The following is a 24,845-nucleotide window of genomic DNA, read 5'->3' as shown; positions in this document are numbered from 1 at the left end:
ATTAATCGCGCCTGAGTTTGCTCATCAATTTAAGGGGCAACTCTGGCCGATAGCCGCCGGTCAGATAGATGAGTGATTGTCCAGATTGAGCGCTGCAATATATGAACAAGCGCTCGCCCCTACTCCACCGCACCCTTCGTCACCCGATACTCCCCCGGCGTCGCGCCCGCATTGCGGGTGAAGAACCGGCTGAAATAGGCCGGGTCCTTGAAGCCAAGCTGGTAGCAGATTTCGTTGACCGAGCTGCCGGTGAACAGCAGCAGGCGTTTGGCTTCCTGCATCAGGCGGTCGAACACCAGGCGTTTGGACGGCAGGTCGGCGATGCGCCGGCAGATGTCGTTGAGGCGCGCTTCGGTGACGCCCAATTGCGCGGCGTAGCGGCTCAGTGGCCAGTGTTCCTGATAGTGGGTTTCGATCAGGGCGTTGAAGCGCTGGAAGATGTGCAGGTCTTCACCGCGCGCCGGCTGTGCCTGGATGGTGCGGGCGGACAGGCGCAGCAGGCTGACGAAGATCAGCCGGGTCAGCGCCGCCAGGCTGAGTTCGCGGCCTGGGCGGTCGTCGGCGAACTCACAGCGCAGTTCGTCGAACAACAGGTTCAGCCGCGCCACCTCGCCGTCGTATTGCCCGTCCAGCTCGCCCACCGCCACGCACAAGGGGGCGATCTGCGGCCCCTGGGCCAGGCCCTGGCGGCTCTCCAGCAGCGGCCAGACCAGTTCCTGGCGCACGGTGAGCACATGGCCGTCGCTGTCGGCGTCGGTGACGAAGGCATGGGGAAAGGTCGGCGGGGTGAGGAAGAACATCGGCCCCTGCTGCTGGTAGCGCTGGTCGTCCAGGTACACCCGCACCACGCCGCTCTTGACGTAGTGCACCTGGAAAAAGCGGTCGTGCCGATGCACCGGCATGTTGCGGCCAAAGAAGTCGGCCAGCTTGCCTAGGGCTTCGTAATGCACGTCCGCATCGGCGTAACGCTGGTCGTAGACCTGGCCGATGTTGATGTTGGGGATGGGTTGAGGATCGTGCATGGGGCCCCCCCTAGCAGGCTGTTGAAAAACTACCTACGTTGCCATTGCTGCGTTAAAAACAGGCTCGTGCGCGAGTCCGATCAAAATGCTCATTTACAGCTCGTAAAGTCGAGCGCGACTCCGACCGTTTTTCGCCTGTTTTTGTGGGGCCGCTGTCGGTATTGCACTAGCTGCCTCGGCTCGGGCTTCCTGCTTCGCTCTACCTCCTGCATCCATGCAGTCGTCGCCTACGTTTTTCAACGGCCTGCAGGCCCATCAGGCTCAGGGCTTGATCTGCTTGAGTTCGTTGAGCAGGCCAAGCAGTTGTTGCAGCTTCTCTTCGCCGAACTGCTCTTGAATGCGCTGGTAGTTGCGCTCCATGCCGTCGCTCATGGAGAGGAAGCAGGCATGGCCTTTTTCGGTGAGGTTGATGTGCACGCGGCGCTGGTCGGTGGCGGACTTGCGCCGTACGACGATGCCGTCGCGCTCCAGGCGGCTGAGCACGCCGGTCATGCTCGGTTTGAGGATGCAGGCCAGCTCGGCCAGGCGAAAGCTTTCCATTTCCCCGTGCTGGCGCAGGATGCGGATGACTCGCCATTGCTGCTCGGTGAGGCCGTGTTCGTTGAGCTGCGGGCGGAAGAAACTCATCGCCGCTTCACGGGCCTGCAGCAGGGTAAGGGTCAGGGAAGGTCGGGCTGTTGGCATGTTGGCGTTCACAGTGCTGGATTGATAAACATTTTAACGAGATAAGGCAGATGGCACACCAGCGTCAATCATTGCAGATGTGCCTGGCATTCTCATACATGGCCAGCGGCAGCCTCGATCAAGCTCGCCACCCAGCCTGGCTCTTATGCTGCTCCCCAAATGACTCGTGCAACAGCTCGATGTCGGCAACTCATCCGCAGCAGGAGCTTCGCGCCCATGGACACTTCAATCGTACCGACCCTTCCCGCCGTCGAGGGGTTCCTGAACCAGCGTCATCGCTCCTTCATCGATGGCAGCCAGAGCCGCCCGGCGCATGGCGAGAGGATGGATATTTTCAACCCGGCAAGCGCGCAAGTCCTGGCTCAGGTGGAGCTGGCCGACGCGGCGGCGGTGGACGCCATCGTCACCTCGGCCCATCGCGCCTTCACCTCGGGCTGCTGGAGCAAGCTGGCGCCTGCCGCGCGTGAACGCATCCTGCTGCGCTTCGCCGATCTGGTCGAAGCCCATGGCGAGGAACTGGCCCAGTTGGAAACCCTCAATCAGGGCAAGTCGATCCACCTGTCGCGCGCCGTTGAAGTCGGTGCCTCGCTCAACTACATGCGCTACATGGCCGGCTGGGCCACCAAGATCGAAGGCCAGACGCTCGACGTGTCCATCCCAGTGCCGGAGAACGCGCGCTTCAACGCCTACACCCGCCGTGAGCCGGCTGGCGTGGTAGCGGGCATCGTGCCGTGGAACTTCCCGATGATGATTGCCCTGTGGAAGGTCATCCCGGCGCTGGCCTGCGGCTGCACGGTGATCATCAAGCCCGCCGACGAAACCCCGCTGACCGCCCTGCGCCTGGCCGAGCTGGCGGTCGAAGCCGGCATCCCCGCCGGGGTGTTCAACGTGCTGATTGGCCGTGGCGCCGAAGTCGGCCCGGCGCTGGTGGCGCATCCGCTGGTGAACAAGGTGTCCTTCACCGGCTCCACCGCGGTCGGCAAGCAGGTCGGTATCGCCGCGCTGCAGAACATGACCCGCTTCACCCTCGAACTGGGCGGCAAGAACCCCATGCTGCTGCTGGAAGATGCCGACATCGACAAGGCCGTGGCTGGCGCCATCGGCGGCGGCCTGCTCAACCAGGGCCAGGTCTGTGCGGCGGCCTCGCGCATCTATGTACCGGCACGCCACTACGGGCGCTTCGTCGAGGCGCTCAGCGCCCAGGTCAGCGCGCTGAGCGTCGGCGCCGGCATGGACGCCACCGCGCAGGTCGGCCCGCTGGTGTCGAAGAAGCAGCAAAGCAGCGTGCTCAATTACCTGGAGATCGCCCGCCGCGAAGGTGCGCGCTTCGCCGCTGGCGGCCACCCCGTGGATCTGCCTGGCTACTTCGTCGCCCCGACCGTGCTCGCCGACATGCAACAGCGCATGACCTGCATTCAGGAAGAGATCTTCGGCCCGGTGCTGTCCGTGGTGCCCTATGACAACCTCGAACAAGGGCTACAGATGGTCAACGACAGCCGCTACGGCCTGACCGCCAGCCTCTGGAGCAATGATCTGGGCCGAGTGATGGAGCTGATCCCGCAGATCGAGGCCGGCACCGTCTGGGTCAACAACCACGTCCCAGTCGACCCCAACCTACCCTTCGGCGGTTACAAGCAGTCGGGCATGGGCCGTGAGTTCGGCCGCAGCGCCATCGAGGGCTTCACCGAGCTGAAATCGGTGTGCATCACCTATTGATTGCGACGAGCGGCGGCGACATGCCCAAGGCAGTGCCGCCAATGCCGACACCAGCAAAAGTGCAATTGATTCGCCGAAACTGCCATTAAAGCCCGCATTCAGCGCCATCAATATCACCACGACACGATCTGACTGACAGCGGGCCTAGAATTTCGTTTACATATTAACTTTAAAATTAATATATTAACGAAAGACACATGCCGCCCCGGCAACGCCAAACGCCCCGAGCAGGAGAACAAGAAATGAGCCGCCCCACCGAACAGGCCGCTACCGGAACGCTTTTCGGCGTTGCGCTGAACTATCAAGGCCTGCTGCGCAGCCGCCTGGCCGAGTTCAACGAGCCGCCTTACCAGCAGCCACCGCTCAAGCCGGTGCTGTTCATCAAAACGCCGAACACCCGCAATGGCGATGGCCAGCCGGTGGTGATGCCAGCCGGCGAGCGCCTGCAGCCTGGCCCAGCCCTGGGCGTGGTGATCGGCAAGAGCGCCAGCCGCGTCGCTGAGGGCGATGCCCTCGCCCATGTCGCCGGTTATGTGATCGTCAACGAATTCAGCCTGCCGGAAGAGAGCTACTACCGCCCTGCCGTCAAGGCCAAGTGCCGCGATGGCTTCTGCGCCCTCGGCAGCGAAATGATCGAACTGGCCGACCCACACGCGCTGACCCTCAAGGTGCTGGTCAACGGCGAAGTGCGCCAGGAAAACACCACCGCCAACTTCGTGCGCAGCGTGCCGCGCCTGATCGCCGAACTCAGCGAGTTCATGACCCTGCATGAAGGCGACGTGCTGATCACCGGCACCCCGGAAGGTCGCGTCGACGTGCAGCCCGGCGATGAAGTGAGCGTGGAAATCAGCGGCCTGGGCCGCCTGACCAACCACATCGTGGCGCAGTAAGGAGAGCAAGATGAAACACGCCCGTATTCGCTACGAGAACCAGATCCACGCCGTCACCGTCGAGGCGGACAACGCCGTACGCCTGGCCGATGGTCGCCTGCTCGCCGAAGCTGACGTCGAGTGGCTGCCGCCTGCCGAAGGCAGCATGTTCGCCCTCGGCCTGAACTACGCCGACCACGCCGCCGAGCTGGCCTTCAAGGCGCCGACCGAGCCGCTGGCCTTCATCAAGTCGCCCGGCACCTACACCGGCCACAACCAGGTGACCTGGCGCCCGGACAACGTCAAGTACATGCACTACGAGTGCGAACTGGTGGCGGTGATCGGCAAGCCGGCGAAGAACGTCAAGCGCGAGGACGCCCTGCAGTACCTGGCCGGCTACACCGTGTGCAACGACTACGCCATCCGCGACTACCTGGAAAACTACTACCGCCCCAACCTGCGGGTGAAGAACCGCGATGCCACCACCCCGGTCGGGCCGTGGATCGTCGACGTCGCCGACGTGGCAGATCCGTCCAAGCTCAAGCTGCGCACCTGGATCAACGGCGAGTTGAAACAGGAAGGCAGCACGGCGGACATGATCTTCGACATCCCCTACCTGATCGAATACTTCTCCAGCTTCATGACCCTGCAGCCCGGCGACATGATCGCCACCGGCACACCGGAAGGCCTGGCCGACGTGGTGCCGGGCGATGAAGTGGTGGTGGAAGTGGAAGGCGTTGGCCGCCTGGTCAACCGCATCGTCAGCGAATCCGAATTCTTCGCCGCGCGCGGCAAGTGACACCTACGAGGCACAGAACATGATCAAGCATTGGATCAACGGTCAGGAAGTCGAGAGCAACGAGACTTTCACCAACTACAACCCGGCCACCGGCGAAGCCATCGGTGAAGTCGCCAGCGGCGGCGCCGAGGAAATCAACCGCGCCGTGGCTGCCGCCAAGGAAGCCTTCCCCAAGTGGGCGGGCACCCCGGCCAAGGAACGCGCCAAGCTGATGCGCAAGCTGGGTGAGCTGATCGACCAGAACGTGCCCAAGCTGGCCGAGCTGGAAACCCTCGACACCGGCCTGCCGATTCACCAGACCAAGAACGTGCTGATCCCGCGCGCCTCGCACAACTTCGACTTCTTCGCCGAAGTCTGCACGCGCATGGACGGCCACAGCTACCCGGTCGACGACCAGATGCTCAACTACACCCTGTACCAGCCGGTCGGCGTGTGTGGCCTGGTGTCGCCGTGGAACGTGCCGTTCATGACCGCCACCTGGAAGACCGCGCCCTGCCTGGCGCTGGGCAACACGGCGGTGCTGAAGATGAGCGAGCTGTCGCCTTTGACCGCCAACGAGCTGGGCCGCCTGGCTCTGGAAGCCGGTATTCCGCCGGGCGTGCTCAACGTGGTGCAAGGTTACGGCGCCACCGCTGGCGACGCCCTGGTGCGCCACCCGGATGTGCGTGCTATCTCCTTCACCGGCGGCACCGCCACCGGCAAGAAGATCATGCAGACCGCCGGCCTGAAGAAGTATTCGATGGAGCTGGGCGGCAAGAGCCCGGTGCTGATCTTCGACGACGCCGACCTCGATCGCGCACTCGACGCCGCGCTGTTCACCATCTTCTCGCTCAACGGTGAGCGCTGCACCGCAGGCAGCCGCATCTTCATCCAGGAAACCGTCTACGACCAGTTCGTCGCCGAGTTCGCCGCCCGTGCCAAGCGCCTGATCGTTGGCGACCCGACCGACCCGAAAACCCAGGTCGGCTCGATGATCACCCAGGCGCACTACGACAAGGTCACCGGCTACATCAAGATCGGTATGGAAGAAGGTGCCGAGCTGCTCGCTGGCGGCCTGGAGCGCCCGGCCAATCTGCCGGCGCACCTGGCCAAGGGGCAGTTCATCCAGCCCACCGTGTTCGCCAATGTCGACAACCGCATGCGCATCGCCCAGGAAGAAATCTTCGGCCCGGTGGTGTGCCTGATCAAGTTCAAGGACGAAGCCGAAGCGCTGCGTCTGGCCAACGACACCGAATACGGCCTGGCCTCCTACATCTGGACGCAGGACATCGGCAAGGCACATCGTCTGGCCCGAGGCATCGAAGCCGGCATGGTGTTCATCAACAGCCAGAACGTGCGCGACCTGCGTCAGCCGTTCGGCGGCGTGAAGGGTTCCGGCACGGGCCGCGAAGGTGGCGAGTACAGCTTCGAGGTGTTCGCCGAGATCAAGAACGTGTGCATCTCCATGGGCAGCCACCACATCCCGCGCTGGGGTGTTTGATCGCGCCGAGCCGTGACAGCTCCCCGCCTGCCATGCAGGCGGGGATACTGAGATGACACCGAACATTTTGCCGGACGTGCGAACAATCACAATCAAGCACGAAAGCGCCGCACAGCTAGGCCTTTCCAGCAGGAGAATCACCATGGGCAAACTTGCTCTCGCCGCAAAGATCACCCACGTACCCTCGATGTACCTCTCGGAACTGCCCGGCCCGCGTCAGGGCTTTCGTCAGGCGGCCATCGACGGTCATATCGAAATCAGCAAACGCTGCCGCGAACTGGGCGTCGACACCATCGTCGTGTTCGATACCCACTGGCTGGTCAACGCCAACTACCACGTCCTCTGCGGCCCGCACTTCAAGGGGCTGTACACCAGCAACGAACTGCCGCACTTCATCAGCAACATGGATTACGAGTTTCCGGGTAACCCGGAGCTGGGCAAGATCCTCGCGGCCGAGTGCAACCGCCAGGGCGTCGAGACCATGGCGCACGACGCCACCACCCTCGGCCCGGAGTACGGCACCCTGGTGCCGATGCGCTACATGAACCAGGATCAGCACTTCAAGGTGGTCTCGGTATCGGCGCTGTGCACCTCGCACTACCTGGCTGACAGCGCCCGCCTCGGCTGGGCCATGCGCAAGGCCGTGGAAGAGCACTACGATGGCACCGTGGCGTTCTTCGCCAGCGGCTCGCTGTCGCACCGTTTCGCCCAGAACGGCCAGGCACCGGACTTCTCCACCAAGGTCTGGAGCCCGTTCCTGGAAACCCTCGACCACCGTGTGGTGCAGATGTGGGAGGACGGCGAGTGGGACGCCTTCTGCAACATGCTCCCGGAGTACGCCGTCAAGGGTCACGGCGAAGGCTTCATGCATGACACCGCCATGTTGCTCGGCGCACTGGGTTGGTCGAAATACGACGCCAAGGCCGAAGTGGTGACGCCTTACTTCGGCTCCTCCGGCACCGGCCAGATCAACGCCATCTTCCCGGTCACTGCGCAGGACGGCTCCGCCATTCCCGAGGCCCAGGCCTCCAACCTGGCTGGCGTCCTCTCCACCAGCCGCCTCTGACCCCGTAGGAGCGGCTTCAGCCGCGAAACGCGCCGCTCCTGCTCTTGCGAGGACATTACGATGCCCCATCTGGTACTGCTCTACACCCCCGACGTCGAACGTGACGTAGATGTCGGGGCCCTGTGTCGCGCCCTGGCCGACTGCATGCTCGAACAACGCGACGAAGCCGGCAAAGCGGTGTTCCCCACTGGCGGCACGCGCGTGCTGGCCTACCCCGCCGCGCACTCGGCGGTGGCCGATGGCAAGGGCGACTACGGTTTCCTCTACGCCAACCTGCGCATGGGTGCCGGGCGCAGCCAGGCGGTGCACCAGCAGGTCGGCGACAACCTGATGGGCGTGCTGCGCGCGCACCTCGACGACCTGCTGGCCAAACGCCCCACCGGCGTCACCCTGCAGATCGACGAAAGCCCCGGCCAGGTCTTCGACGCCAAGCACAGCAGCCTGCATCCCCTGTTCAACAAGACTTCCTGAGGTTCATTGACCATGCTCGATGCCAGCATCATTCAGCAGGCCGCCGCGCGCCTGGACTCCGCCGAGCGTTCGCGCCAGCAGATTCGCCAGTTCTCCCTGGATTACCCCAGCATCACGATCGAAGACGCCTACGCCATCCAGCGCGCCTGGGTCGAGCAGAAGATCAAGGATGGTCGCAAGCTGGTCGGCCACAAGATCGGCCTGACCTCGCGCGCCATGCAGGTGTCGTCCAACATCACCGAGCCGGACTACGGCGCCCTGCTCGACGACATGCTGTTCGAGGAAGGCAGTGACATCCCCTTCGAGCGCTTTATCGTGCCACGCGTTGAGGTGGAACTGGCGTTCATTCTCGGCAAGCCGCTCAAAGGCCCGAACGTGACCATCTTCGACGTGCTCGATGCCACCGAGTGGGTGATCCCGGCGCTGGAGATCATCGACGCGCGCATCCAGCAGATAGACCCGGACACCAAGGTCACCCGCAAAGTGTTCGACACCATCTCCGACAACGCGGCCAACGCCGGCGTGGTCATGGGCGGCCGCCCGATACGCCCGACCGAAATCGACCTGCGCAAGGTGCCGGCGGTGCTCTACCGCAACGGCGTGATCGAAGAGTCCGGCGTCTCCGCCGCCGTGCTCAACCACCCGGCCAAGGGCGTGGCCTGGCTGGCCAACAAACTGGCGCCGTACGACGTCACCCTGCAGCCTGGGCAGATCATCCTCGGCGGCTCCTTCACACGCCCGGTGGCGGCCAGCCCCGGCGACACCTTCCACGTCGACTACGACATGCTCGGCAGCATTGCCTGCCGGTTTATCTAAGCCGCAAGCGGCAAGCTTCAAGCCACAAGAAAAGCGGCGCTTGCTTGCGGCTTGCAGCTCTGCGAAGGAGCTCCCATGGACATGCCCATCAACACCTTCAAACAACGCCTGCAGTCCGGTGAAGCGCAGATCGGCCTGTGGCTCGGCCTGGCCGACCCGTACTGCGCCGAGCTGGCGGCCAATGCCGGCTTCGACTGGCTGCTGATCGACGGCGAACACGCGCCGAATGACCTGCGCGGCCTGCTCGGCCAGTTGCAGGCAGTGGCGCCGTACGCTTCACAGCCGGTGATTCGCCCGGTGATCGGCGATACCGCGCTGATCAAGCAGCTTCTGGATATCGGCGCGCAGACCCTGCTGGTGCCCATGGTAGAAAGCGCCGAGCAAGCCCGTGAGCTGGTACGTGCCATGCACTACCCACCGCATGGCGTACGCGGCGTCGGCAGCGCCCTGGCGCGCGCCTCGCGCTGGAACAGCATTCCCGGTTACCTGGACAAGGCCGACGCGCAGATGTGCCTGCTGGTGCAGATCGAGAACCTCGAAGGCCTGGCCAAGCTGGATGAGATCGTCGCGGTCGAGGGCGTCGATGGCGTGTTCATCGGCCCCGCCGACCTCAGCGCGTCCATGGGCCATCGCGGCAACCCCGGCCACCCGGACGTGCAGGCCGCCATCGAAGACGCCATCGTGCGGATCGGCAAGGCCGGCAAGGCCGCCGGCATCCTCAGCGCCGACCAGAGCCTGGCGCGGCGCTACCTGGAACTGGGCGCCAAGTTCGTCGCAGTCGGCGTCGACACCACCGTGCTGATGCGCGGCCTGCAAACCCTGGCATCGGCCTTCAAGAACGCGTCGGCCCCCACCAGTGGCGGCGGCGTGTACTGATACCGCCTCCCACGTATTGCCAAGAGAACGACATGAAACTCTCCGATCTGAACCTGCTGCGTGAACAGGCCTACATCGACGGCCAATGGGTCGAGGCCGACGACGAGTCGCGCTTCGCCGTGACCAACCCGGCCAATGGCGAGCTGATCGCCGAAGTGGCCTCCCTCGGCCAAGCCGAGACCGCCCGCGCCATCGCCGCCGCCAAGGCCGCCCTGCCCGCCTGGCGCGAGAAGACCGCCAAAGAGCGCAGCACCATCCTGCGCACCTGGTTCAACCTGATCATGGAAAACCAGGAAGACCTGGCGCGCCTGCTCAGTTGGGAACAGGGCAAGCCGCTGGCCGAAAGCCGTGGAGAGATCGCCTACGGCGCCAGCTTCATCGAGTGGTTCGCCGAGGAAGCCAAACGCATCTACGGCGACGTGATCCCGCATGACAAACAAGGCCGTCGCCTGGTGGTGATCAAACAGGCCATCGGCGTGGTCGCCGCCATCACCCCGTGGAACTTCCCCAACGCCATGATCACCCGCAAGGTCGGCCCGGCCCTGGCCGCCGGCTGCACCGTGGTGCTCAAGCCGGCCTCGGAAACCCCGCTGTCGGCCCTAGCCCTGGCAGTGCTCGGCGAGCGCGCCGGCATTCCGGCTGGTGTGCTGAACATCGTGCCGGGCAAGAACTCGCGCGCCATCGGCGGCGAGCTGACCGGCAACCCGGACGTACAGAAACTGTCGTTCACCGGCTCAACCGGCATCGGCAAGCTGCTGATGGCGCAGTGCGCCGAGACCATCAAGAAGGTGTCTCTGGAGCTGGGCGGCAACGCGCCGTTCATCGTCTTCGACGACGCCGATCTGGATGCCGCCGTGCAGGGCGCGCTGGGTTCCAAGTTCCGCAACAGCGGGCAGACCTGCGTGTGCACCAACCGCCTGCTGGTGCAGAACGGCGTCTACGACGAATTCAGCAAACGCTTGGTCGCGGCGGTGAATGCGCTGAAGGTCGCGCCGGCCGACGAGGACGGCGCCCAGCAAGGCCCGCTGATCAACACCAAGGCGGTGGAAAAGGTCGAGGAACATATCGCCGATGCAGTGAGCAAGGGCGCCAAGGTACTGGCTGGCGGCAAACCGCATGCGCTGGGTGGCAGCTTCTTCGAGCCGACCGTGCTCGGCGACGTCACACCGGACATGCTGGTGGCGCGTGACGAAACCTTCGGCCCGCTGGCGCCGATCTTCCGCTTCGACACCGAGGCTGAGGCCATCGCCATGGCCAACGACACCGAATTCGGCCTGGCCTCCTACCTCTACACCCGCGACCTGGGCCGCGCCTGGCGCGTCAGCGAGGCGCTGGAGTACGGCATGGTCGGCGTCAACGAAGGCCTGATCTCCACCGAAGTCGCCCCGTTCGGCGGCATCAAGCAATCCGGCCTGGGCCGCGAAGGCTCGCACTACGGCATCGACGACTACATCGAGCAGAAGTACATGTGCCTGGGCATCGGTTGACCCCTCTCCACTGTGTCACCCTTTAGCGGCTCTCCAGTAGAGCCGTTTTTTTATCGTTAACAGGGGCACATCGTGAGCAAAGCCTTCCTCACTACGGCCATGCCAGTTCTCCTGTAGGGGCTCGGCGCAACCGCAATCGAGCTCGACGCAGCCTGTCGCCAAGCATTTCTCGATACAACGCAGCCCCCCTCCTTCCTGCTGAAACGCTAGCGGTAGATAAGCCGCTGGTTCCTGCCTGTTCAGCTCTGACGCAAGCGATGCTTTCGATCTCATATAATCAATTAATTTATAAATATTCATTTATATTATTTTTGGAAATAAAAAATATCTCTATAACGGAGACACCCGGGACGCATCCAGCGCCTCGACCACGCTTCAGGTGTCGACATGCCCCCCCTCACACTCGCCAGCACTCGCCTCACTTCCAGACACCCGCATCGTGCTGCAGATTCTCACCGCCGAGGGGCTCGAACAGGCGGTCATCAATGGCGACCTCGACCTGGCCATCGGCGTGTTCGACCACCAGCTGTCCGGCGTGCACTACCAGGAGCTGTTCGAGGAACAGCAAAACCTCTACTGCGGACGTAGCCACCCATTCTTCGCCCGCACCGACAGCACCCTGAGCGACACGGAAATCTTCAGCGCCGAATACGTCGACCGTGGCCTGGTGGTGGAGAATCGCAAGCCATTCACCTTCCCCTTCAACAGCGTGTCGAGCGCCGCCTCGACCGAGGCCGTCGCCTCGCTGATCGCCTCCGGCCACTTCATCGGCTACCTGCCCGGGCACTACGCCGAAGTACTGGTGGCGCGCGGTACGCTGCGCCCGATCTGGCCTGCGCGCTTTTCCTACAACGCCAAGTGCCACTGCATCACCCGCCAGGGCGTGCCGCACAGCACTTCGATGGAGCGTTTCATCGCAGCCCTGAGCAGCGTCACGGCTACGCTCGTGTCCTGACGCCCAACCGCACCGTCGTGCCCAGCCAAGCAACCTGAGACAGGATGGGCTGTGGTTCGGCATGCCAAGTGATACCATTACGCGCTTCGACGCCGCGCTGAGCACCACCAGGCCACGGCGTCACGATGCCCGACACTCCCACCCATGCCTCACCAGCCTTAGCGGCTCGTCTGCCGGCAGGGTCGTAGCGTTCACTCATTTGCGCAGGTTGGTCTTCCTCGGTTCGGGCCGGGTTGCAAGGCTCGAAGCGGTATCCCCCGTTAAACAGCGCACTTCAAGTTACTGATAGGTAAGTCCTTTGATCTCCACCGCGAATATCACCATGCAGTTCGGCGCCAAGCCGCTGTTCGAGAACGTTTCCGTCAAGTTCAACAACGGCAACCGCTACGGTCTGATCGGCGCCAACGGCTGCGGCAAGTCGACCTTCATGAAGATTCTTGGCGGCGATCTGGAGCCGTCGGGCGGCCAGGTGATGCTCGAGCCGAACGTGCGCCTGGGCAAGCTGCGCCAGGATCAGTTCGCCTACGAAGAATTCAACGTGATCGACACCGTGATCATGGGCCACGCGGAGCTGTGGAAGGTCAAGGCCGAGCGTGACCGCATCTATTCGCTGCCGGAGATGAGCGAAGAAGACGGCATGAAGGTCGGTGAGCTTGAGGGGGAGTTCGCCGAGATGGACGGCTACACCGCCGAGTCCCGCGCCGGCGAGCTATTGCTCGGCCTGGGCATTCCGCTGGAACAGCACTTCGGCCCGATGAGCGAAGTGGCACCCGGCTGGAAGCTGCGCGTGCTGCTGGCCCAGGCGCTGTTCGCCGACCCGGACGTGCTGCTGCTCGACGAGCCGACCAACCACCTGGACATCAACACCATCCGCTGGCTGGAAACCATCCTCACGGCGCGTAACAGCACCATGATCATCATTTCCCACGACCGTCACTTCCTCAACGCGGTCTGCACCCATATGGCTGACCTGGATTACGGCGAGCTGCGCCTGTTCCCGGGCAACTACGACGAGTACATGACGGCCTCGACCCAGGCGCGTGAGCAACTGCTGGCCGACAACGCCAAGAAGAAGGCGCAGATCGCCGAGCTGCAAACCTTCGTCAGCCGCTTCTCGGCCAACGCCTCCAAGGCCAAGCAGGCCACCAGCCGCGCCAAGCAGATCGACAAGATCCAGCTGGCCGAGGTCAAGCCGTCGAGCCGCGTCAGCCCGTTCATTCGCTTCGACCAGAACAAGAAGCTGCACCGCCAGGCAGTGACCGTCGAGAAGCTGTCCAAGGCCTTCGACGACAAGGTGCTGTTCAAGAACTTCGGTTTCACCATCGAAGCCGGCGAGCGTGTGGCCATCATCGGCCCCAACGGCATCGGCAAGACCACCCTGCTGCGTACCCTGGTCGGCGAAATGCAGCCGGACGCCGGCAGCGTGAAGTGGACAGACAGCGCCGAGGTGGGCTACTACGCCCAGGATCACGCCCACGACTTCGAAGCCGACGAAACCCTGTTCGAGTGGATGGGACAGTGGACCAGCGGCGAGCAGAACATCCGCGCTGCACTGGGCCGCATGCTGTTCTCCTCCGACGAGATCCAGAAGTCGGTGAAGGTACTTTCCGGTGGTGAACAGGGCCGCATGCTGTTCGGCAAGCTGGCCTGCCAGAAACCCAACGTGCTGGTGATGGACGAACCGACCAACCACCTGGACATGGAATCCATCGAAGCGCTCAACCTGGCGCTGGAGAACTACCCGGGCACGCTGATCTTCGTCAGCCACGACCGCGAGTTCGTCAGCTCGCTGGCCACGCGCATCATCGAGCTGTCGGATAACGGCGTGACCGATTTCAGCGGCACTTACGACGATTACCTGCGCAGCCAGGGCATCATCGTCTGACGCCTGTTGCAGCCATGAAAAAGCCCGCGATTGCGGGCTTTTTCATGGGCGCAGGATCAGGCTAGGGCGTCAGATGCGGAACTGACGCACCAGCCCATTGAGGCGATCCCCCAACCCGGCCAGGCTGCGCGCAGTCAGCGCGCCCTGTTCGGTTTCGCTGGCGACGCTGTCCACCGCTCCGGCGATCTGGTGCACGCTGCGGTTGATCTCCTCGGCCACGGCGGTCTGCTCTTCGGCGGCGCTGGCGATCTGCGCGTTCATCGCATTGATGGTGGCGATCAGGTGGGCGATGGCGTCCAGGGAAGCGCCGGCCTTGTTGGCCTGCTCGCTGGTCAGCTCGCCGGCATCGCTGGAGCGACGCATCGCCGTGACCGAGGCCTGGGTGCCCTGCTGCAGGCGATCGATCATGCCCTGGATTTCCTGCGTGCTCTGCTGGGTGCGGCTGGCCAGCGCGCGAACTTCGTCGGCCACAACGGCGAACCCGCGCCCTGCCTCACCGGCACGCGCCGCCTCGATGGCCGCGTTGAGCGCCAGGAGGTTGGTCTGCTCGGCGATGGAACGGATGACGTCGAGCACGCTGACGATGGACTGGACGTCCTGCTGCAGGCTGTCCAGGGATACACCACTGCTGCGAATGTCCTCGACCAGCGCATGAATACGCTGAATGCTGCCATCGACCACACGCTTGGCCTCCTGGCCTTCCTGGTCGGTCTGCTGGGCGGCCTCGGCAGCGCCCTGCGCGCTCTTGGCGACTTCCTGGGCGGCGGCCGACATCTCGTTGATCGCGGTGGCGACCTGATCGGTCTCGTGGCGCTGCTGCACCATGGCCTGCTCGGAGCGCTGGGTCTGGGCGGAAACCTGGCCTACCAGTTCGGTGAGCTGGCCGGTCATTTCCGCGATCTGCCGCACCAGGCCATGAATCTTCTCGACGAAGCGGTTGAAGGAGCCGGACAGCTGGCCGAGTTCATCCTGGCTGGCCACGGGCAGACGCCGAGTCAGGTCGCCGTCGCCTGCCGCGATGTCATCTAGGTTGGCCTTGATCTGCGCCAGCGGCCGCAGGAAGGCGTTGCCCAGCCAAACCGCGACGATACCGACCAATACCAGCAGCACCGCTGCAACGACGACGATACTGGTGATGATGGTGGTGATGCGCTTGTCGATGGCCGCCTGCACCTCGGTGATCTGCGCTTCGACACCATCGAGGTTGAGCGCGGTGCCCAGGGCCATGTCCCACTTGGGCAGGTAGTAGCTGTAGGCGAGCTTGGGCACCTGCACCGCCTCGTTGCCCGGCAGCGGCGAGGAATAATTGACGTAGTAGGTGTTGTTCTTCGCGACATTGACCAGCTCACGGTTGATGTACACACCGTTCACATCACGCCGATCGTTCAGGCTCTTGCCAACGTCCACCGGGCTATCACTGCGGAACAGGCGCACCACGTTAGAGTCGTGGCCGAAGAAATAACCATCGGAGCCGTATTTGATCTTGGAGAGGATGGCGATGGCCTGCTCGCGACTGGCCATGTCGCCCTGACTGGCATTGTCATAGAGGCTTTTCACGGCCCCGACGGCGATCTGGATGTAGCTCTGTAGCTCGCTGCGCTTCTCCTGCAGCAAGCGCTCCCGGGTCTCCGCTACCTCATCGGCAGCCAAGCTCTGCAGCACCTTGGCAGCGGTACCGCTGAGCACCAACGCAAACAACATCACCGGCACCAGAGCCAGCAGTATTACCTTGGTTTTCAATGTCAGGCGCATTCTTGTTTTCCTCTAGGCCAGGCAGACGCAAAAACGGGGCTACCACTTGTATCGGCAGCCCCGCTCTGGAGTTAAGCGACTCGAAAGCCCAAGAAATTTAGTAACGGCGCCTGCACTTACAGGAGCATAGCGGCAGCCCAACCGAACGCCAGCAACGGCAGGTTGTAGTGCAGGAAAGTCGGCACGACGCTGTCCCAGATATGGCTGTGCTGGCCGTCGACGTTCAGCCCGGCAGTCGGCCCCAGGGTCGAGTCCGATGCCGGGGAGCCTGCATCGCCCAGGGCACCGGCAGTACCGACGATGCAGACGATGGCCAGCGGGCTGAAACCAAGCTGCACGCCCAGCGGCACGAAGATCGCCGCAATGATCGGCACCGTGGAGAACGATGAGCCAATGCCCATGGTGACCAGCAGCCCGACCAGCAGCATCAGCAGCGCGCCAATGGCCTTGTTGTGGCCAATCAGTTCGGCGGCGCCGTCGACCAGCGCCTTCACCTCGCCGGTTGCCTTCATCACTTCGGCGAACCCGGCGGCGGCGATCATGATGAAACCGATCATGGCCATCATCTTCATGCCCTCGGTGAACAGGCCGTCGGCCTCGCGCCAGCGCACCACGCCGGATACCGAGAAGATGACGAAGCCCACCAGCGCACCGACGATCATCGAGTCCAGCCAGAGCTGCACGACGAAGGCGGCGGCGATGGCGACGCCAGCCACCAGCAGGCTCATGGGGTTGTACTGGACGTCCACGCGCTCGGCCTGCTCGATGCTCTTCAGGTCATAGCTGCGCTTGCCGCGATAGCTGATGAACACTGCGACAAGCAACCCGCAGAACATGCCCAGCGCAGGAATCGCCATGGCCTGAGTGATGCTCACGCCAGTGATGTCGACACCCGCACGGGCGACGTTCGCCAGGAGAATCTCGTTGAGGAAGATGCTGCCGAAGCCGACAGGCAGGAACATGTAGGGCGTGACCAGACCGAAGGTCAGCACACAGGCGATCAGGCGTCGATCCATCTGCTGCTTGCTCATCACGTACAGCAATGGCGGAACCAGCAGCGGGATGAAGGCAATGTGGATCGGCAGGACGTTCTGCGAGGCGATGGCCACCAGAAGCAGCAGCGCGATCAGTGTCCACTTGAGCAGGCTACCGCCGCCCTCCTGCTGCCCGCCAACCAGCCCGAGCGCCTTGTCGGCCAAGGCATGGGCCAGGCCTGACTTGGCGATGGCCACGGCAAAGGCGCCCAGCAAGGCATAGGACAACGCAACCGTGGCACCGCCACCGAGCCCCTGGTTGAACGCCGCCAGGGTGCCCTCGCCCCCCAGCCCACCCAACATGCCTCCGGCCAGCGCACCGATGATCAGCGCGACCACGACGTGAACCCGACAGAGGCTCAGGATCAGCATGATGCCAACCGCAGCGATTACAGCGTTCATGAAAAGCCTCCAGCACTCAACGCGCGGCCATCGACCGCAAAAAGCGGCGTACTCTGCCGGAAGTGGTTCGAGGTGTCAAAACGGCAAATGTTCGATATATTGCTCAGTGCGTGCAACATTCGGATCATGCGAGGCATGGACGGTCGCTGAAAACCACTTGCAAGCATTCAAGATTCAGCCATCACCCGCCGACACCAACTGTATATCCAAGCCGGAAGTAGGATGCCCATGCCATTCAGTCGCCTATCCATCCAGTGGAAGATCACCTTGCTGGCCGGGCTTTGCCTGCTGGCCATCGTCACGCTGCTGGTCGGTGCGTCGCAGTACCAGTCCAGCCGCAGCGCCACGCTGGTCAAGGACGCCAGTTCCGCCATGCTGGAGGAAAGCGCCAAGCAGCGCCTGAAGGCACGTGCCGATCTGCAGGCCATTCGCATCCAGCGCTATTTCATGGATGCCTACCAGTACGGCAAGGGGTTCTCCAGGCAGATCCTGTTCCTGCGCGAGCAAGCCAAAAAACGCTTTCTCGATGCCTTCGACCTGCGTGAGGATCTTACCCGTCAGGTACGCACCAGCCTCGAAGCCAACCCCAGCCTGCTCGGCCTGTATCTGGTGTTCGAACCCAACGCGCTGGACGGCAAGGACGAACTTTTCGCTGATCAGCCCAACCTGGGCAGCAACGATGCCGGGCGGTTTTCGCTGTACTGGTCTCAACCGACGCCTGGTCAGCTGACCTCAGAGGCAATGCCCGAATCGCTACTGGCGGACAGCACTCTGGGTGACAATGGCGTGCCCTACAACGCCTGGAATACCTGCCCTCGCGAAACACGCCAGGCCTGCGTGCTCGAACCCTACTATGACGAGGTGGCCGGGCAGCGCATCCTCATGACCAGCATCGCCTTCCCGCTGGAGCAGGATGGCAAGATCATCGGTGTGATGGGCCTGGATATCAGCCTCGACAGCCTGCAAAACATCAGCCTGGAGGCCAACCGTGAACTGTATGACGGCCAGGGCCATGTCAGCATCCTCAGCCCGGCCGCGCTGCTGGTCGGCCACAGCAGCGATGCCAGCTTGCTGAGCCAGCCGGTGGAGCGTGCGTATCCGGAGCAGGCGGCCCAATTGCGCCAAATGGTGCAGAACGGCACCTCGGCTGAACTCGATCACGGCGATACGCTGCGAGAGCTGAGCCCTTTCCGCCCGTTCCCCGAAGCCAAACCCTGGAGCGTACTGCTAGACGTGCCCAAAGCCGTGCTACTGGAGCGCGCCATTCAACTCGGTGGCCAACTGAGTGAACGTCGAGCCAGCGACAGCCTGTTCGCCCTGTTGCTCGGGTTCGTCGCCATGGCAGCCGGCCTGCTGTTGATGTGGCTGACCGCGCGCGGTGTCACCCGCCCGATTCTCGGTGTGGCGGCGATGCTCAAGGACATCGCCAGCGGCGAAGGCGACCTCACGCGCCGCCTGAGCTATGCCAAACAGGATGAGTTGGGCGAGCTGGCCAGTTGGTTCAACCGCTTCCTCGACAAGCTGCAACCCATCATCGCCGACGTGAAGAACAGCGTCGTCGATGCACGCAGCACCGCTGATCAGGCCGCGGCCATCGCCAGCCAGACCAGCGCAGGCATGCAGCAGCAATACCGCGAGGTGGATCAGGTCGCCACGGCCTTCCAGGAGATGAGTGCTACGGCCCATGACGTCGCGCATAACGCCGCGCAAGCCGCCGAAGCAGCGCGCAGTGCCGATCAAGCCAGCCGCGAAGGCCAGCAGGAAGTCGACAAGACAACCAGCAGCATCGAGTTGCTGGCCAACGAGATGAATGTCGCCATGCAGGAGGTCGAGGGGCTGTCCAGCAGTAGCGAGCAGATCGGCTCGGTGCTGGAGGTGATTCGCGCCATCGCCGAACAGACCAATCTGCTGGCCCTCAACGCCGCCATCGAGGCCGCCCGGGCCGGCGAGGCAGGCCGCGGCTTCGCGGTGGTCGCCGACGAGGTACGCAACCTGGCCAAGCGCACCCAGGACTCGGTCGAGGAAATCCGCCAGGTGATCGAAAAGCTACAGAACGGCACTCGCGAGGTGGTCAGCACCATGCAAAGCAGCCATCGCCAGGCACAGGGCAGTGTCGAGCAGGTGCAGATGGCGGTCGCCGCACTGCAGCGCATCAGCCAGGCGGTGACGGTAATCACCGACATGAATCTGCAGATCGCCAGCGCGGCTGAAGAACAAAGTTCGGTCGCCGAAGAGATCAACCGCAATGTCGCCTCGATTCGTGACGTCACCGAAGCCATTACCGCACAGGCCAGCGAATCGGCTCAGGTCAGCCAGAACCTCAACCGCCTGGCCAATCACCAGCAGGGCTTGATGGATCAATTCCGCGTGTAGCGCCTTGAATGGCCATCACCTTGCGTGGTGGCCCGCGCTGCCCTAGCCTGCGTTCTTTTTCCAGGAATTCCGCATGTTGAACATTGCCTTGGTTGCCGGCTCCAGCCGCAATAACAGCCAGTCCGAGAAGGTCGCGCGCTTTCTCCGTCAGCGTCTGATCGAACTGGGCCACGCCAGTCAGTCGAGCACCAGCGTCATCGATCTGGGCCTGGCGCCTCTGCCGCTGTGGCCCGCTGAAGACAGCGGCCCGTGGGAGCTCTATCGTCAGCAACTGGCCGCTGCCGATGCGGTGGTGATCATCGCCCCCGAGTGGAATGGCATGGCCTGCCCGGCGATCAAGAATTTCTTCATCTATGCCAGCAAAGCCGAGTTGGCGCACAAGCCTGGGTTGCTGGTGGGGGTTTCCTCGGGCATCGGCGGGGCCTATCCGATCAGCGAACTGCGTGCCTCCAGTTACAAGAACTGCCGGCTTTGCTACCTGCCCGAGCATCTGATCGTGCGCCAGGTGGAGAAGGTGCTCAACGGCCCGCAACCGCAGGACGAAGCCGACCAGCGCATGCACCAACGCGTCGACTACGCGCTGGACGTCCTCATCCGCTACGCCCATGCCCTGCAGCCGGTGCGTGCGGCCATCGGGTTCGACAACCCGGCCTTCGCCAACGGCATGTAGCCGCTAGCGCCGCGGCAGCTCCAACAGCACACGCAGCCCGCCCAGCGGGCTGTCCTGCAAGGCGATGGAGCCGCCCCAGGCTTCGACGATATCGCGCACGATCCCCAGGCCCAAGCCATGGCCGGCGACCTGTTCATCGAGACGAGTACCGCGTCCGAGTACATCCTCGCGCCGCTGTGGCTCGATGCCAGGGCCGTCATCATCGACATGAATCCGCAGCATGCCACCCTCCTCGACCAGCTCCAGCTGGACGCGGCTGTCAGCCCATTTGCAGGCGTTGTCCAGCAGATTGCCGAGTAGCTCCAGCAGATCCTCGCGGTCACGCTGAACGATTAGACCAGCAGCCGCCTTCCACTCGAGGTTGAGCCCGTGGTCGTGAATCATCGCCAGGGTGGCGAACAGGCCTGGAAGTTCCTGCGCGCAGTCGAAGCGCGCTCCGGGCAGCGCCTCTCCCGCCAGGCGGGCGCGGCCCAGTTCACGACTCAGGCGTTGTTCGATCTGCTCCAGTTGCTCACGCAGCGTGGCCCGTAGCGCCGGGTAGGCCGCCAGCTCGTCACGGCCAGCGAGGCTGATCAATACCGCCAGGGGCGTTTTCAGGGCATGCCCGAGGTTGCCCAGAGCATTGCGCGAGCGCTTGAGGGTTTCCTCGGTGTGAGCCAGCAGGTGGTTGATCTGTGCCACCAGTGGTTCCAGCTCTTCGGGCACCTGCGCGTCCAGCTCGCTGCGCTGGCCCTGCTGCAACTGGGCGATCTGCTGGCGCACCTGTTCAAGCGGTTTCAGCGCTCGTCGCACCGTATAACGCTGGGCGATGAGGATCAGCAGCAGTGCGGCACCGCCCATGCCCAAGCCCAACCACTGCATGCGCCGAAAGCCCTGCAGGATCGGCGCGTAGTCCTGCGCAACGCTGATCGTCAGATTCTGCCCGTAGCGTCGGTAATCGGCCCGGTAGACCAGCAGGCGCTGACCTTGTGGGCCGTCACCCAGTTCTGCATGCATGCCGGGGCCATCCGGCTTGAGCAACTCCCGATCCCACAAGGAACGGGAACGCCAGCTCTGCTCGGAAAAGTCGATACGAAAGTAATGCCCGGAGAATTGCCGCTGAAAGGACGGATCCAGCCGGCGCTCGTCTAACTGTAAACCTGCCGGACCGCGCACCAGGGCAGCCAGCAGCCCTTGCGCCTCGTCCCGGAGATCTTCCTCCAGGTAGGCACGCAGCCCCCGGTCGAATACCCACAGGCTCGCTTGCGCGAGAATCAGCCCTACGAGCAGCAAGGCGCCGGCAAGCCCCAGGCTCAGACGCCGTTGAATCGACCTCACCCACGCTCTCCGGTGAAGCGATAGCCCTGGCCGCGCCGGGTCTCGATCACCTCTCGGCCCAGCTTGCCGCGCAGACGATTGACATGCACTTCGATCACGTTGGAGTCACGTTCGGTCTCGCCGTCATACAGATGGTCGGCCAAGTGGCTCTTGGACAGGATCTGCCCGGGATGCAGCATGAAATAACGCAGCAAGCGAAACTCGGCCGCCGTCAGATCGATGCTCTGCCCGCCGGAACTGACGCATTGGCGGCTTTCGTCAAGCTGCAAGCCTGCCGCTTCTAGCTGCGGCTGATTGGCCAGGCCATGTGCGCGGCGCAACAATGCCTGAATGCGCAATGCCAGCTCTTCAGGGTGGAAGGGTTTGGTCAGGTAGTCGTCGGCCCCCGCCTTCAAACCTTCGATGCGCTCAGCCCAGGAGCCACGTGCGGTAAGCACCAGCACCGGTGTTTTCAGGCCACCGGCACGCCACTCCTGCAGAACCTCGAGCCCTGGTTTGCCGGGCAGGCCGAGATCCAGAATGATCAGGTCATAAGGTTCGCTCGCCCCTTGATAGGCGGCATCACGGCCATCGGCTAGCCAATCGACGGCATACCCCTGCCGTGTGAGACTGGCCGTGAGCTCGTCGGCCAGCGGCACATGATCCTCAACCAAAAGCAGCCGCATCAGTCGTCTTCCTCATCCTTCAAGATTTTCCCATTGCGGGCGTCCAGTTCGAGCTCACGTACCACGCCCGATGGCGTGAGGATCTCGACCTCGTAAACCAGTACGCCGTCCTCTTCCTCGAGTTCAGCCTCCAGCAGAGTGGAGCCAGGATGCTGCTGCTCCAGCTGTTTCATCATTTGCTCGAAGGGCAGGATGACGCCCTCGCGCCTCAGACGCAGGGCTTCGTCCTGGTCGAGGTCACGCGCGACGCTAGGGACGGCGCTCAGGGCACCAACCACTAGAGCCAGGATGGAGAGGATACGGATACTACTCATCAGTCGTCCCGGTGATGCTTGAGAATGGCACCTGTGCTGGCGTCGAGCTCCAGATCCCATTGCACGCCCTGGGCGTCGCGCAATTCAATCTGATAGATGTAGCGACCATATTCGTCTTCCAGCTCGGTTTCCTGGATGCTGCCACCCGGATGCTGGGCCAAGGCCAGCTCGTTGAGCTGCTCGAAGGACTTGATGGTGCCGGCATCGCGCAATCGCAGCGCCTCGTCCGGCCCCAGGTCACGGGCTTGGGCAATGGTAACGGTGCTGGTGGATACGGCAAAGGCCAGAAGCAGGATCGAAGGTTTCATGCATGAGCTCCATCGGCTAATCAGGATGGAACCACTTTATGAGGTAGCACTTAATTCAAGCTGAATCATCGCCAATGCAGTCCCATTCATGGGCTGAAGCCACTTGGCCCTGAGCACCGGCATTCTATAATCGCCAGCTTGCCGAGCGGAGAGCATGATGAGCGCGATACAGATCAAATCCCCAGCCCTGACCATCAAGGCCGGACATCGAGCCCTGGCACGCATCCGCGACCAAAGCCTGAGTCCACAGGATGTCGGCATTCTGCCGGGCGCGGCCGGTGGCCCGAAAGGATTGGGCATCCAGGGGCTTGATCTGGCGCTGTTCGGCGATTGGCTCGCGCGCGTACCTCGCGAGCGCGCACTGATAGGCGCTTCGATTGGCTCCTGGCGATTCGCAAGCGCCTGTCTGCCCGACCCTGCTGCAGGTATCCGCCGCCTGGGCGAGCTTTACACCTCACAGCGCTTCGCCAAGGGCGTGAGCATGGCTGAGGTGTCCGGCAGTTGCCGGCGCATGCTCGAGGAGCTGCTGGAGGATCAGGACGTCAGCATCATCGGCAATCCCCATTACCGCTTGCATATCGTCGTGGTGAAAAGCCACGGCCTGCTGCAGCACGATCACCGCGGCAAGCTGAGCCTGGGTCTGTCTTCGGTGATCGGCAATAACCTGTTGGCCAGACAGCGTCTTGCACGCCATTTCGATCGCATCATCCTGCACGACGCTCGCCAGTTACCCCCTCTCGAACCACTCAATGACTTCCGCTCGCACTTCCATGCGCTGACCTCGGAAAACCTGCGCCATGCTCTGCTGGCGTCTGGATCGATTCCCATGGTCATGGAGGCGATTCGTGAGATTCCCGGACTGCAACCAGGCGCCTATCGCGATGGTGGCCTGCTCGACTACCACCTCGACCTGCCCTACCACGGCGAAGACATCGTGCTCTACCCGCACTTCACTGATCGAGTGATACCGGGCTGGTTCGACAAGAGCATGCCCTGGCGTCGTGGCGACCGCATGCGCCTGCAGGATGTAGTGCTGCTTGCTCCGTCACGCGAATATCTGGCACGTCTGCCGCACGGCAAACTACCGGATCGCACAGACTTCAAACGCTACCTGGGCAATGATGCAGGGCGCGAACGTTACTGGCGCCAGGCCATGGCGGAAAGCGTCAGGCTCGGGGACGAATTTCTCGAGCTGGTCGAGAGTGGCCGCCTAGCAGAACGCCTGCAGCCACTCTGATACCGATCACTTGCAGTGCAGCCCTGATAAGGCAGCCACCGAGTCAGACCTGATAAACTGCGCGACTCAACGCCAGTCAGGCGGAATCTTTTACGCGAGCGCTGTTCAGTGGAATTGTTCAAAGAGTTCATCTTCGAGGCGGCCCATCGCCTGCCACACGTACCGGAAGGCCACAAATGCGGCCGCCTGCACGGCCACTCCTTCCGAGTCACCATCTACATCGAAGGTGAAGTCGACCCTTATACCGGCTGGATTCGCGACTTCTCCGAGATCAAGGCGATCTTCAAGCCGATCTATGAACAGCTCGACCACAACTACCTCAACGATATCCCCGGCTTGGAGAACCCAACCAGCGAAGTGCTGGCCAAGTGGATCTGGCAACAAGTCAAACCATTGCTGCCGGAGCTATCGCGAGTGCGTATCCACGAAACCTGCACCAGCGGTTGCGAATACTGCGGCGATTGATCAGCCCGCAAAAAACACCAAAGGCCACCTTCGAGGTGGCCTTTTTATTGGTTCAACGTGTCAGAACCTAGTGCGACATCCCAGTCGTCAGACCTTTCCGTCGCACAAAGAAGAAACCCCAGACCGCTAGGCGATCTGGGGTTTCGTATAGGAGCTTGACGATGACCTACTCTCACATGGTG

22 protein-coding genes and 3 pseudogenes are annotated in these 24,845 nt (G+C 63.0%); 16 read left to right on the top strand and 9 right to left on the bottom strand.

Annotated elements, in window-relative coordinates:
* Positions 1-119: 119 nt before the first annotated feature.
* A complete protein-coding gene (gene hpaA, locus VC352_RS00115) occupies positions 120-1,022 on the bottom strand; it encodes a 4-hydroxyphenylacetate catabolism regulatory protein HpaA (RefSeq protein ID WP_322977557.1) in 903 nt (300 codons plus the stop codon).
* 261 nt (positions 1,023-1,283) lie between these two features.
* Positions 1,284-1,706 carry a homoprotocatechuate degradation operon regulator HpaR gene (gene hpaR / locus VC352_RS00110; RefSeq protein ID WP_322977556.1) on the bottom strand — a complete coding sequence of 141 codons (423 nt, stop codon included), beginning with the start codon at positions 1,704-1,706 and terminating at the stop codon, positions 1,284-1,286.
* Positions 1,707-1,922: 216 nt separating this feature from the next.
* Between hpaR and VC352_RS00105 the strand changes: the two genes are divergently transcribed.
* The 11 genes from VC352_RS00105 (at position 1,923) to VC352_RS00055 (ending at position 14,126) form a co-directional block, all read left to right on the top strand.
* Positions 1,923-3,422, top strand: a complete 1,500-nt coding sequence (locus VC352_RS00105) for an aldehyde dehydrogenase family protein (protein WP_322977555.1) — start codon at positions 1,923-1,925, stop codon at positions 3,420-3,422.
* A gap of 242 nt (positions 3,423-3,664) precedes the next feature.
* A complete protein-coding gene (locus VC352_RS00100; protein ID WP_322977554.1) occupies positions 3,665-4,312 on the top strand; it encodes a fumarylacetoacetate hydrolase family protein in 648 nt (215 codons plus the stop codon).
* Between the two features lie 10 nt (positions 4,313-4,322).
* On the top strand, positions 4,323-5,090 hold the full coding sequence (locus VC352_RS00095) for a fumarylacetoacetate hydrolase family protein (RefSeq protein ID WP_322977553.1): 768 nt from the start codon (positions 4,323-4,325) through the stop codon (positions 5,088-5,090).
* A gap of 19 nt (positions 5,091-5,109) precedes the next feature.
* Entirely contained in the window at positions 5,110-6,570 is a 1,461-nt protein-coding gene (hpaE, locus tag VC352_RS00090; protein WP_322977552.1) for a 5-carboxymethyl-2-hydroxymuconate semialdehyde dehydrogenase, read from the top strand.
* A 142-nt stretch (positions 6,571-6,712) separates the two neighbouring features.
* Positions 6,713-7,636, top strand: a complete 924-nt coding sequence (gene hpaD / locus VC352_RS00085) for a 3,4-dihydroxyphenylacetate 2,3-dioxygenase (RefSeq protein WP_322977551.1) — start codon at positions 6,713-6,715, stop codon at positions 7,634-7,636.
* Positions 7,637-7,696: 60 nt separating this feature from the next.
* The gene (locus VC352_RS00080) at positions 7,697-8,107 is read left to right on the top strand and encodes a 5-carboxymethyl-2-hydroxymuconate isomerase (protein WP_322977550.1); all 411 of its coding nucleotides are present in this window, start codon (positions 7,697-7,699) and stop codon (positions 8,105-8,107) included.
* A 12-nt stretch (positions 8,108-8,119) separates the two neighbouring features.
* Positions 8,120-8,923: a 2-oxo-hept-4-ene-1,7-dioate hydratase gene (gene hpaH / locus VC352_RS00075; protein WP_322977549.1), complete on the top strand. Its 804-nt coding sequence runs from the start codon at positions 8,120-8,122 to the stop codon at positions 8,921-8,923.
* Positions 8,924-8,998: 75 nt separating this feature from the next.
* Positions 8,999-9,799, top strand: coding sequence for a 4-hydroxy-2-oxoheptanedioate aldolase (gene hpaI, locus VC352_RS00070; protein ID WP_322977548.1), 801 nt, complete (start codon positions 8,999-9,001; stop codon positions 9,797-9,799).
* Positions 9,800-9,831: 32 nt separating this feature from the next.
* Complete coding sequence (locus VC352_RS00065; RefSeq protein ID WP_322977547.1) at positions 9,832-11,286, top strand: NAD-dependent succinate-semialdehyde dehydrogenase; 1,455 nt, start codon at positions 9,832-9,834, stop codon at positions 11,284-11,286.
* Between the two features lie 292 nt (positions 11,287-11,578).
* A complete protein-coding gene (locus VC352_RS00060; RefSeq protein ID WP_322978131.1) occupies positions 11,579-12,241 on the top strand; it encodes a substrate-binding domain-containing protein in 663 nt (220 codons plus the stop codon).
* Positions 12,242-12,539: 298 nt separating this feature from the next.
* Positions 12,540-14,126 (top strand): ABC-F family ATPase, encoded by a 1,587-nt coding sequence (locus tag VC352_RS00055; RefSeq protein ID WP_322977546.1) that lies wholly within the window; start codon positions 12,540-12,542, stop codon positions 14,124-14,126.
* A 69-nt stretch (positions 14,127-14,195) separates the two neighbouring features.
* Here the strand turns inward: VC352_RS00055 and VC352_RS25220 are convergent.
* From VC352_RS25220 to VC352_RS00045, 3 genes and pseudogenes are all read right to left on the bottom strand, one after another.
* Positions 14,196-15,194 (bottom strand): annotated as a pseudogene (locus VC352_RS25220) (methyl-accepting chemotaxis protein); the annotation flags it as partial.
* Between the two features lie 153 nt (positions 15,195-15,347).
* Positions 15,348-15,827, bottom strand: a pseudogene (locus tag VC352_RS25215) (cache domain-containing protein); the annotation flags it as partial.
* 167 nt (positions 15,828-15,994) lie between these two features.
* Positions 15,995-17,314, bottom strand: coding sequence for a Na+/H+ antiporter family protein (locus VC352_RS00045; RefSeq protein WP_322977544.1), 1,320 nt, complete (start codon positions 17,312-17,314; stop codon positions 15,995-15,997).
* 222 nt (positions 17,315-17,536) lie between these two features.
* Here VC352_RS00045 and VC352_RS25210 point away from each other — a divergent pair.
* From VC352_RS25210 to VC352_RS00035, 3 genes and pseudogenes are all read left to right on the top strand, one after another.
* Positions 17,537-18,781, top strand: a pseudogene (locus tag VC352_RS25210) (chemotaxis protein); the annotation flags it as partial.
* 150 nt (positions 18,782-18,931) lie between these two features.
* Positions 18,932-19,687, top strand: a complete 756-nt coding sequence (locus tag VC352_RS25205; RefSeq protein WP_416340062.1) for a methyl-accepting chemotaxis protein — start codon at positions 18,932-18,934, stop codon at positions 19,685-19,687.
* Positions 19,688-19,760: 73 nt separating this feature from the next.
* The gene (locus tag VC352_RS00035; protein ID WP_322977542.1) at positions 19,761-20,357 is read left to right on the top strand and encodes an NADPH-dependent FMN reductase; all 597 of its coding nucleotides are present in this window, start codon (positions 19,761-19,763) and stop codon (positions 20,355-20,357) included.
* A 3-nt stretch (positions 20,358-20,360) separates the two neighbouring features.
* Here VC352_RS00035 and VC352_RS00030 read toward each other — a convergent pair whose 3' ends face one another.
* From VC352_RS00030 to VC352_RS00015, 4 genes are read right to left on the bottom strand one after another with little or no spacing between them, the layout of a single operon-like run.
* Entirely contained in the window at positions 20,361-21,674 is a 1,314-nt protein-coding gene (locus VC352_RS00030; protein WP_322977541.1) for a sensor histidine kinase, read from the bottom strand.
* The gene (locus VC352_RS00025) at positions 21,671-22,339 is read right to left on the bottom strand and encodes a response regulator transcription factor (RefSeq protein WP_322977540.1); all 669 of its coding nucleotides are present in this window, start codon (positions 22,337-22,339) and stop codon (positions 21,671-21,673) included. The genes VC352_RS00030 and VC352_RS00025 overlap by 4 nt, the downstream gene beginning before the upstream one ends.
* Complete coding sequence (locus VC352_RS00020) at positions 22,339-22,653, bottom strand: PepSY domain-containing protein (RefSeq protein WP_322977539.1); 315 nt, start codon at positions 22,651-22,653, stop codon at positions 22,339-22,341. Before VC352_RS00020 ends, VC352_RS00025 begins: the two co-directional genes overlap by 1 nt.
* On the bottom strand, positions 22,653-22,961 hold the full coding sequence (locus tag VC352_RS00015) for a PepSY domain-containing protein (protein WP_322977538.1): 309 nt from the start codon (positions 22,959-22,961) through the stop codon (positions 22,653-22,655). The genes VC352_RS00020 and VC352_RS00015 overlap by 1 nt, the downstream gene beginning before the upstream one ends.
* A 157-nt stretch (positions 22,962-23,118) precedes the next feature.
* Between VC352_RS00015 and VC352_RS00010 the strand changes: the two genes are divergently transcribed.
* The gene (locus VC352_RS00010) at positions 23,119-24,198 is read left to right on the top strand and encodes a patatin-like phospholipase family protein (RefSeq protein WP_322977537.1); all 1,080 of its coding nucleotides are present in this window, start codon (positions 23,119-23,121) and stop codon (positions 24,196-24,198) included.
* Between the two features lie 108 nt (positions 24,199-24,306).
* Complete coding sequence (gene queD, locus VC352_RS00005) at positions 24,307-24,663, top strand: 6-carboxytetrahydropterin synthase QueD (RefSeq protein WP_322977536.1); 357 nt, start codon at positions 24,307-24,309, stop codon at positions 24,661-24,663.
* Positions 24,664-24,845: the final 182 nt, after the last annotated feature.

It is taken from the genome of Pseudomonas sp. C11, assembly GCF_034683865.1.
Lineage (GTDB): Bacteria > Pseudomonadota > Gammaproteobacteria > Pseudomonadales > Pseudomonadaceae > Aquipseudomonas.
Note: the sequence above shows the minus strand (reverse complement) of the source record. Positions and strands in the feature narration are given on the sequence as shown.

Coding starts and splice junctions, on each gene's coding strand:
- hpaA (WP_322977557.1), bottom strand. CDS start 1,022: ATGCACGATCCTCAACCCATCCCCAACATCAACATCGGCCAGGTCTAC.
- hpaR (WP_322977556.1), bottom strand. CDS start 1,706: ATGCCAACAGCCCGACCTTCCCTGACCCTTACCCTGCTGCAGGCCCGT.
- VC352_RS00105 (WP_322977555.1), top strand. CDS start 1,923: ATGGACACTTCAATCGTACCGACCCTTCCCGCCGTCGAGGGGTTCCTG.
- VC352_RS00100 (WP_322977554.1), top strand. CDS start 3,665: ATGAGCCGCCCCACCGAACAGGCCGCTACCGGAACGCTTTTCGGCGTT.
- VC352_RS00095 (WP_322977553.1), top strand. CDS start 4,323: ATGAAACACGCCCGTATTCGCTACGAGAACCAGATCCACGCCGTCACC.
- hpaE (WP_322977552.1), top strand. CDS start 5,110: ATGATCAAGCATTGGATCAACGGTCAGGAAGTCGAGAGCAACGAGACT.
- hpaD (WP_322977551.1), top strand. CDS start 6,713: ATGGGCAAACTTGCTCTCGCCGCAAAGATCACCCACGTACCCTCGATG.
- VC352_RS00080 (WP_322977550.1), top strand. CDS start 7,697: ATGCCCCATCTGGTACTGCTCTACACCCCCGACGTCGAACGTGACGTA.
- hpaH (WP_322977549.1), top strand. CDS start 8,120: ATGCTCGATGCCAGCATCATTCAGCAGGCCGCCGCGCGCCTGGACTCC.
- hpaI (WP_322977548.1), top strand. CDS start 8,999: ATGGACATGCCCATCAACACCTTCAAACAACGCCTGCAGTCCGGTGAA.
- VC352_RS00065 (WP_322977547.1), top strand. CDS start 9,832: ATGAAACTCTCCGATCTGAACCTGCTGCGTGAACAGGCCTACATCGAC.
- VC352_RS00045 (WP_322977544.1), bottom strand. CDS start 17,314: ATGAACGCTGTAATCGCTGCGGTTGGCATCATGCTGATCCTGAGCCTC.
- VC352_RS25205 (WP_416340062.1), top strand. CDS start 18,932: ATGCAGCAGCAATACCGCGAGGTGGATCAGGTCGCCACGGCCTTCCAG.
- VC352_RS00035 (WP_322977542.1), top strand. CDS start 19,761: ATGTTGAACATTGCCTTGGTTGCCGGCTCCAGCCGCAATAACAGCCAG.
- VC352_RS00025 (WP_322977540.1), bottom strand. CDS start 22,339: ATGCGGCTGCTTTTGGTTGAGGATCATGTGCCGCTGGCCGACGAGCTC.
- VC352_RS00020 (WP_322977539.1), bottom strand. CDS start 22,653: ATGAGTAGTATCCGTATCCTCTCCATCCTGGCTCTAGTGGTTGGTGCC.
- VC352_RS00015 (WP_322977538.1), bottom strand. CDS start 22,961: ATGAAACCTTCGATCCTGCTTCTGGCCTTTGCCGTATCCACCAGCACC.
- VC352_RS00010 (WP_322977537.1), top strand. CDS start 23,119: ATGAGCGCGATACAGATCAAATCCCCAGCCCTGACCATCAAGGCCGGA.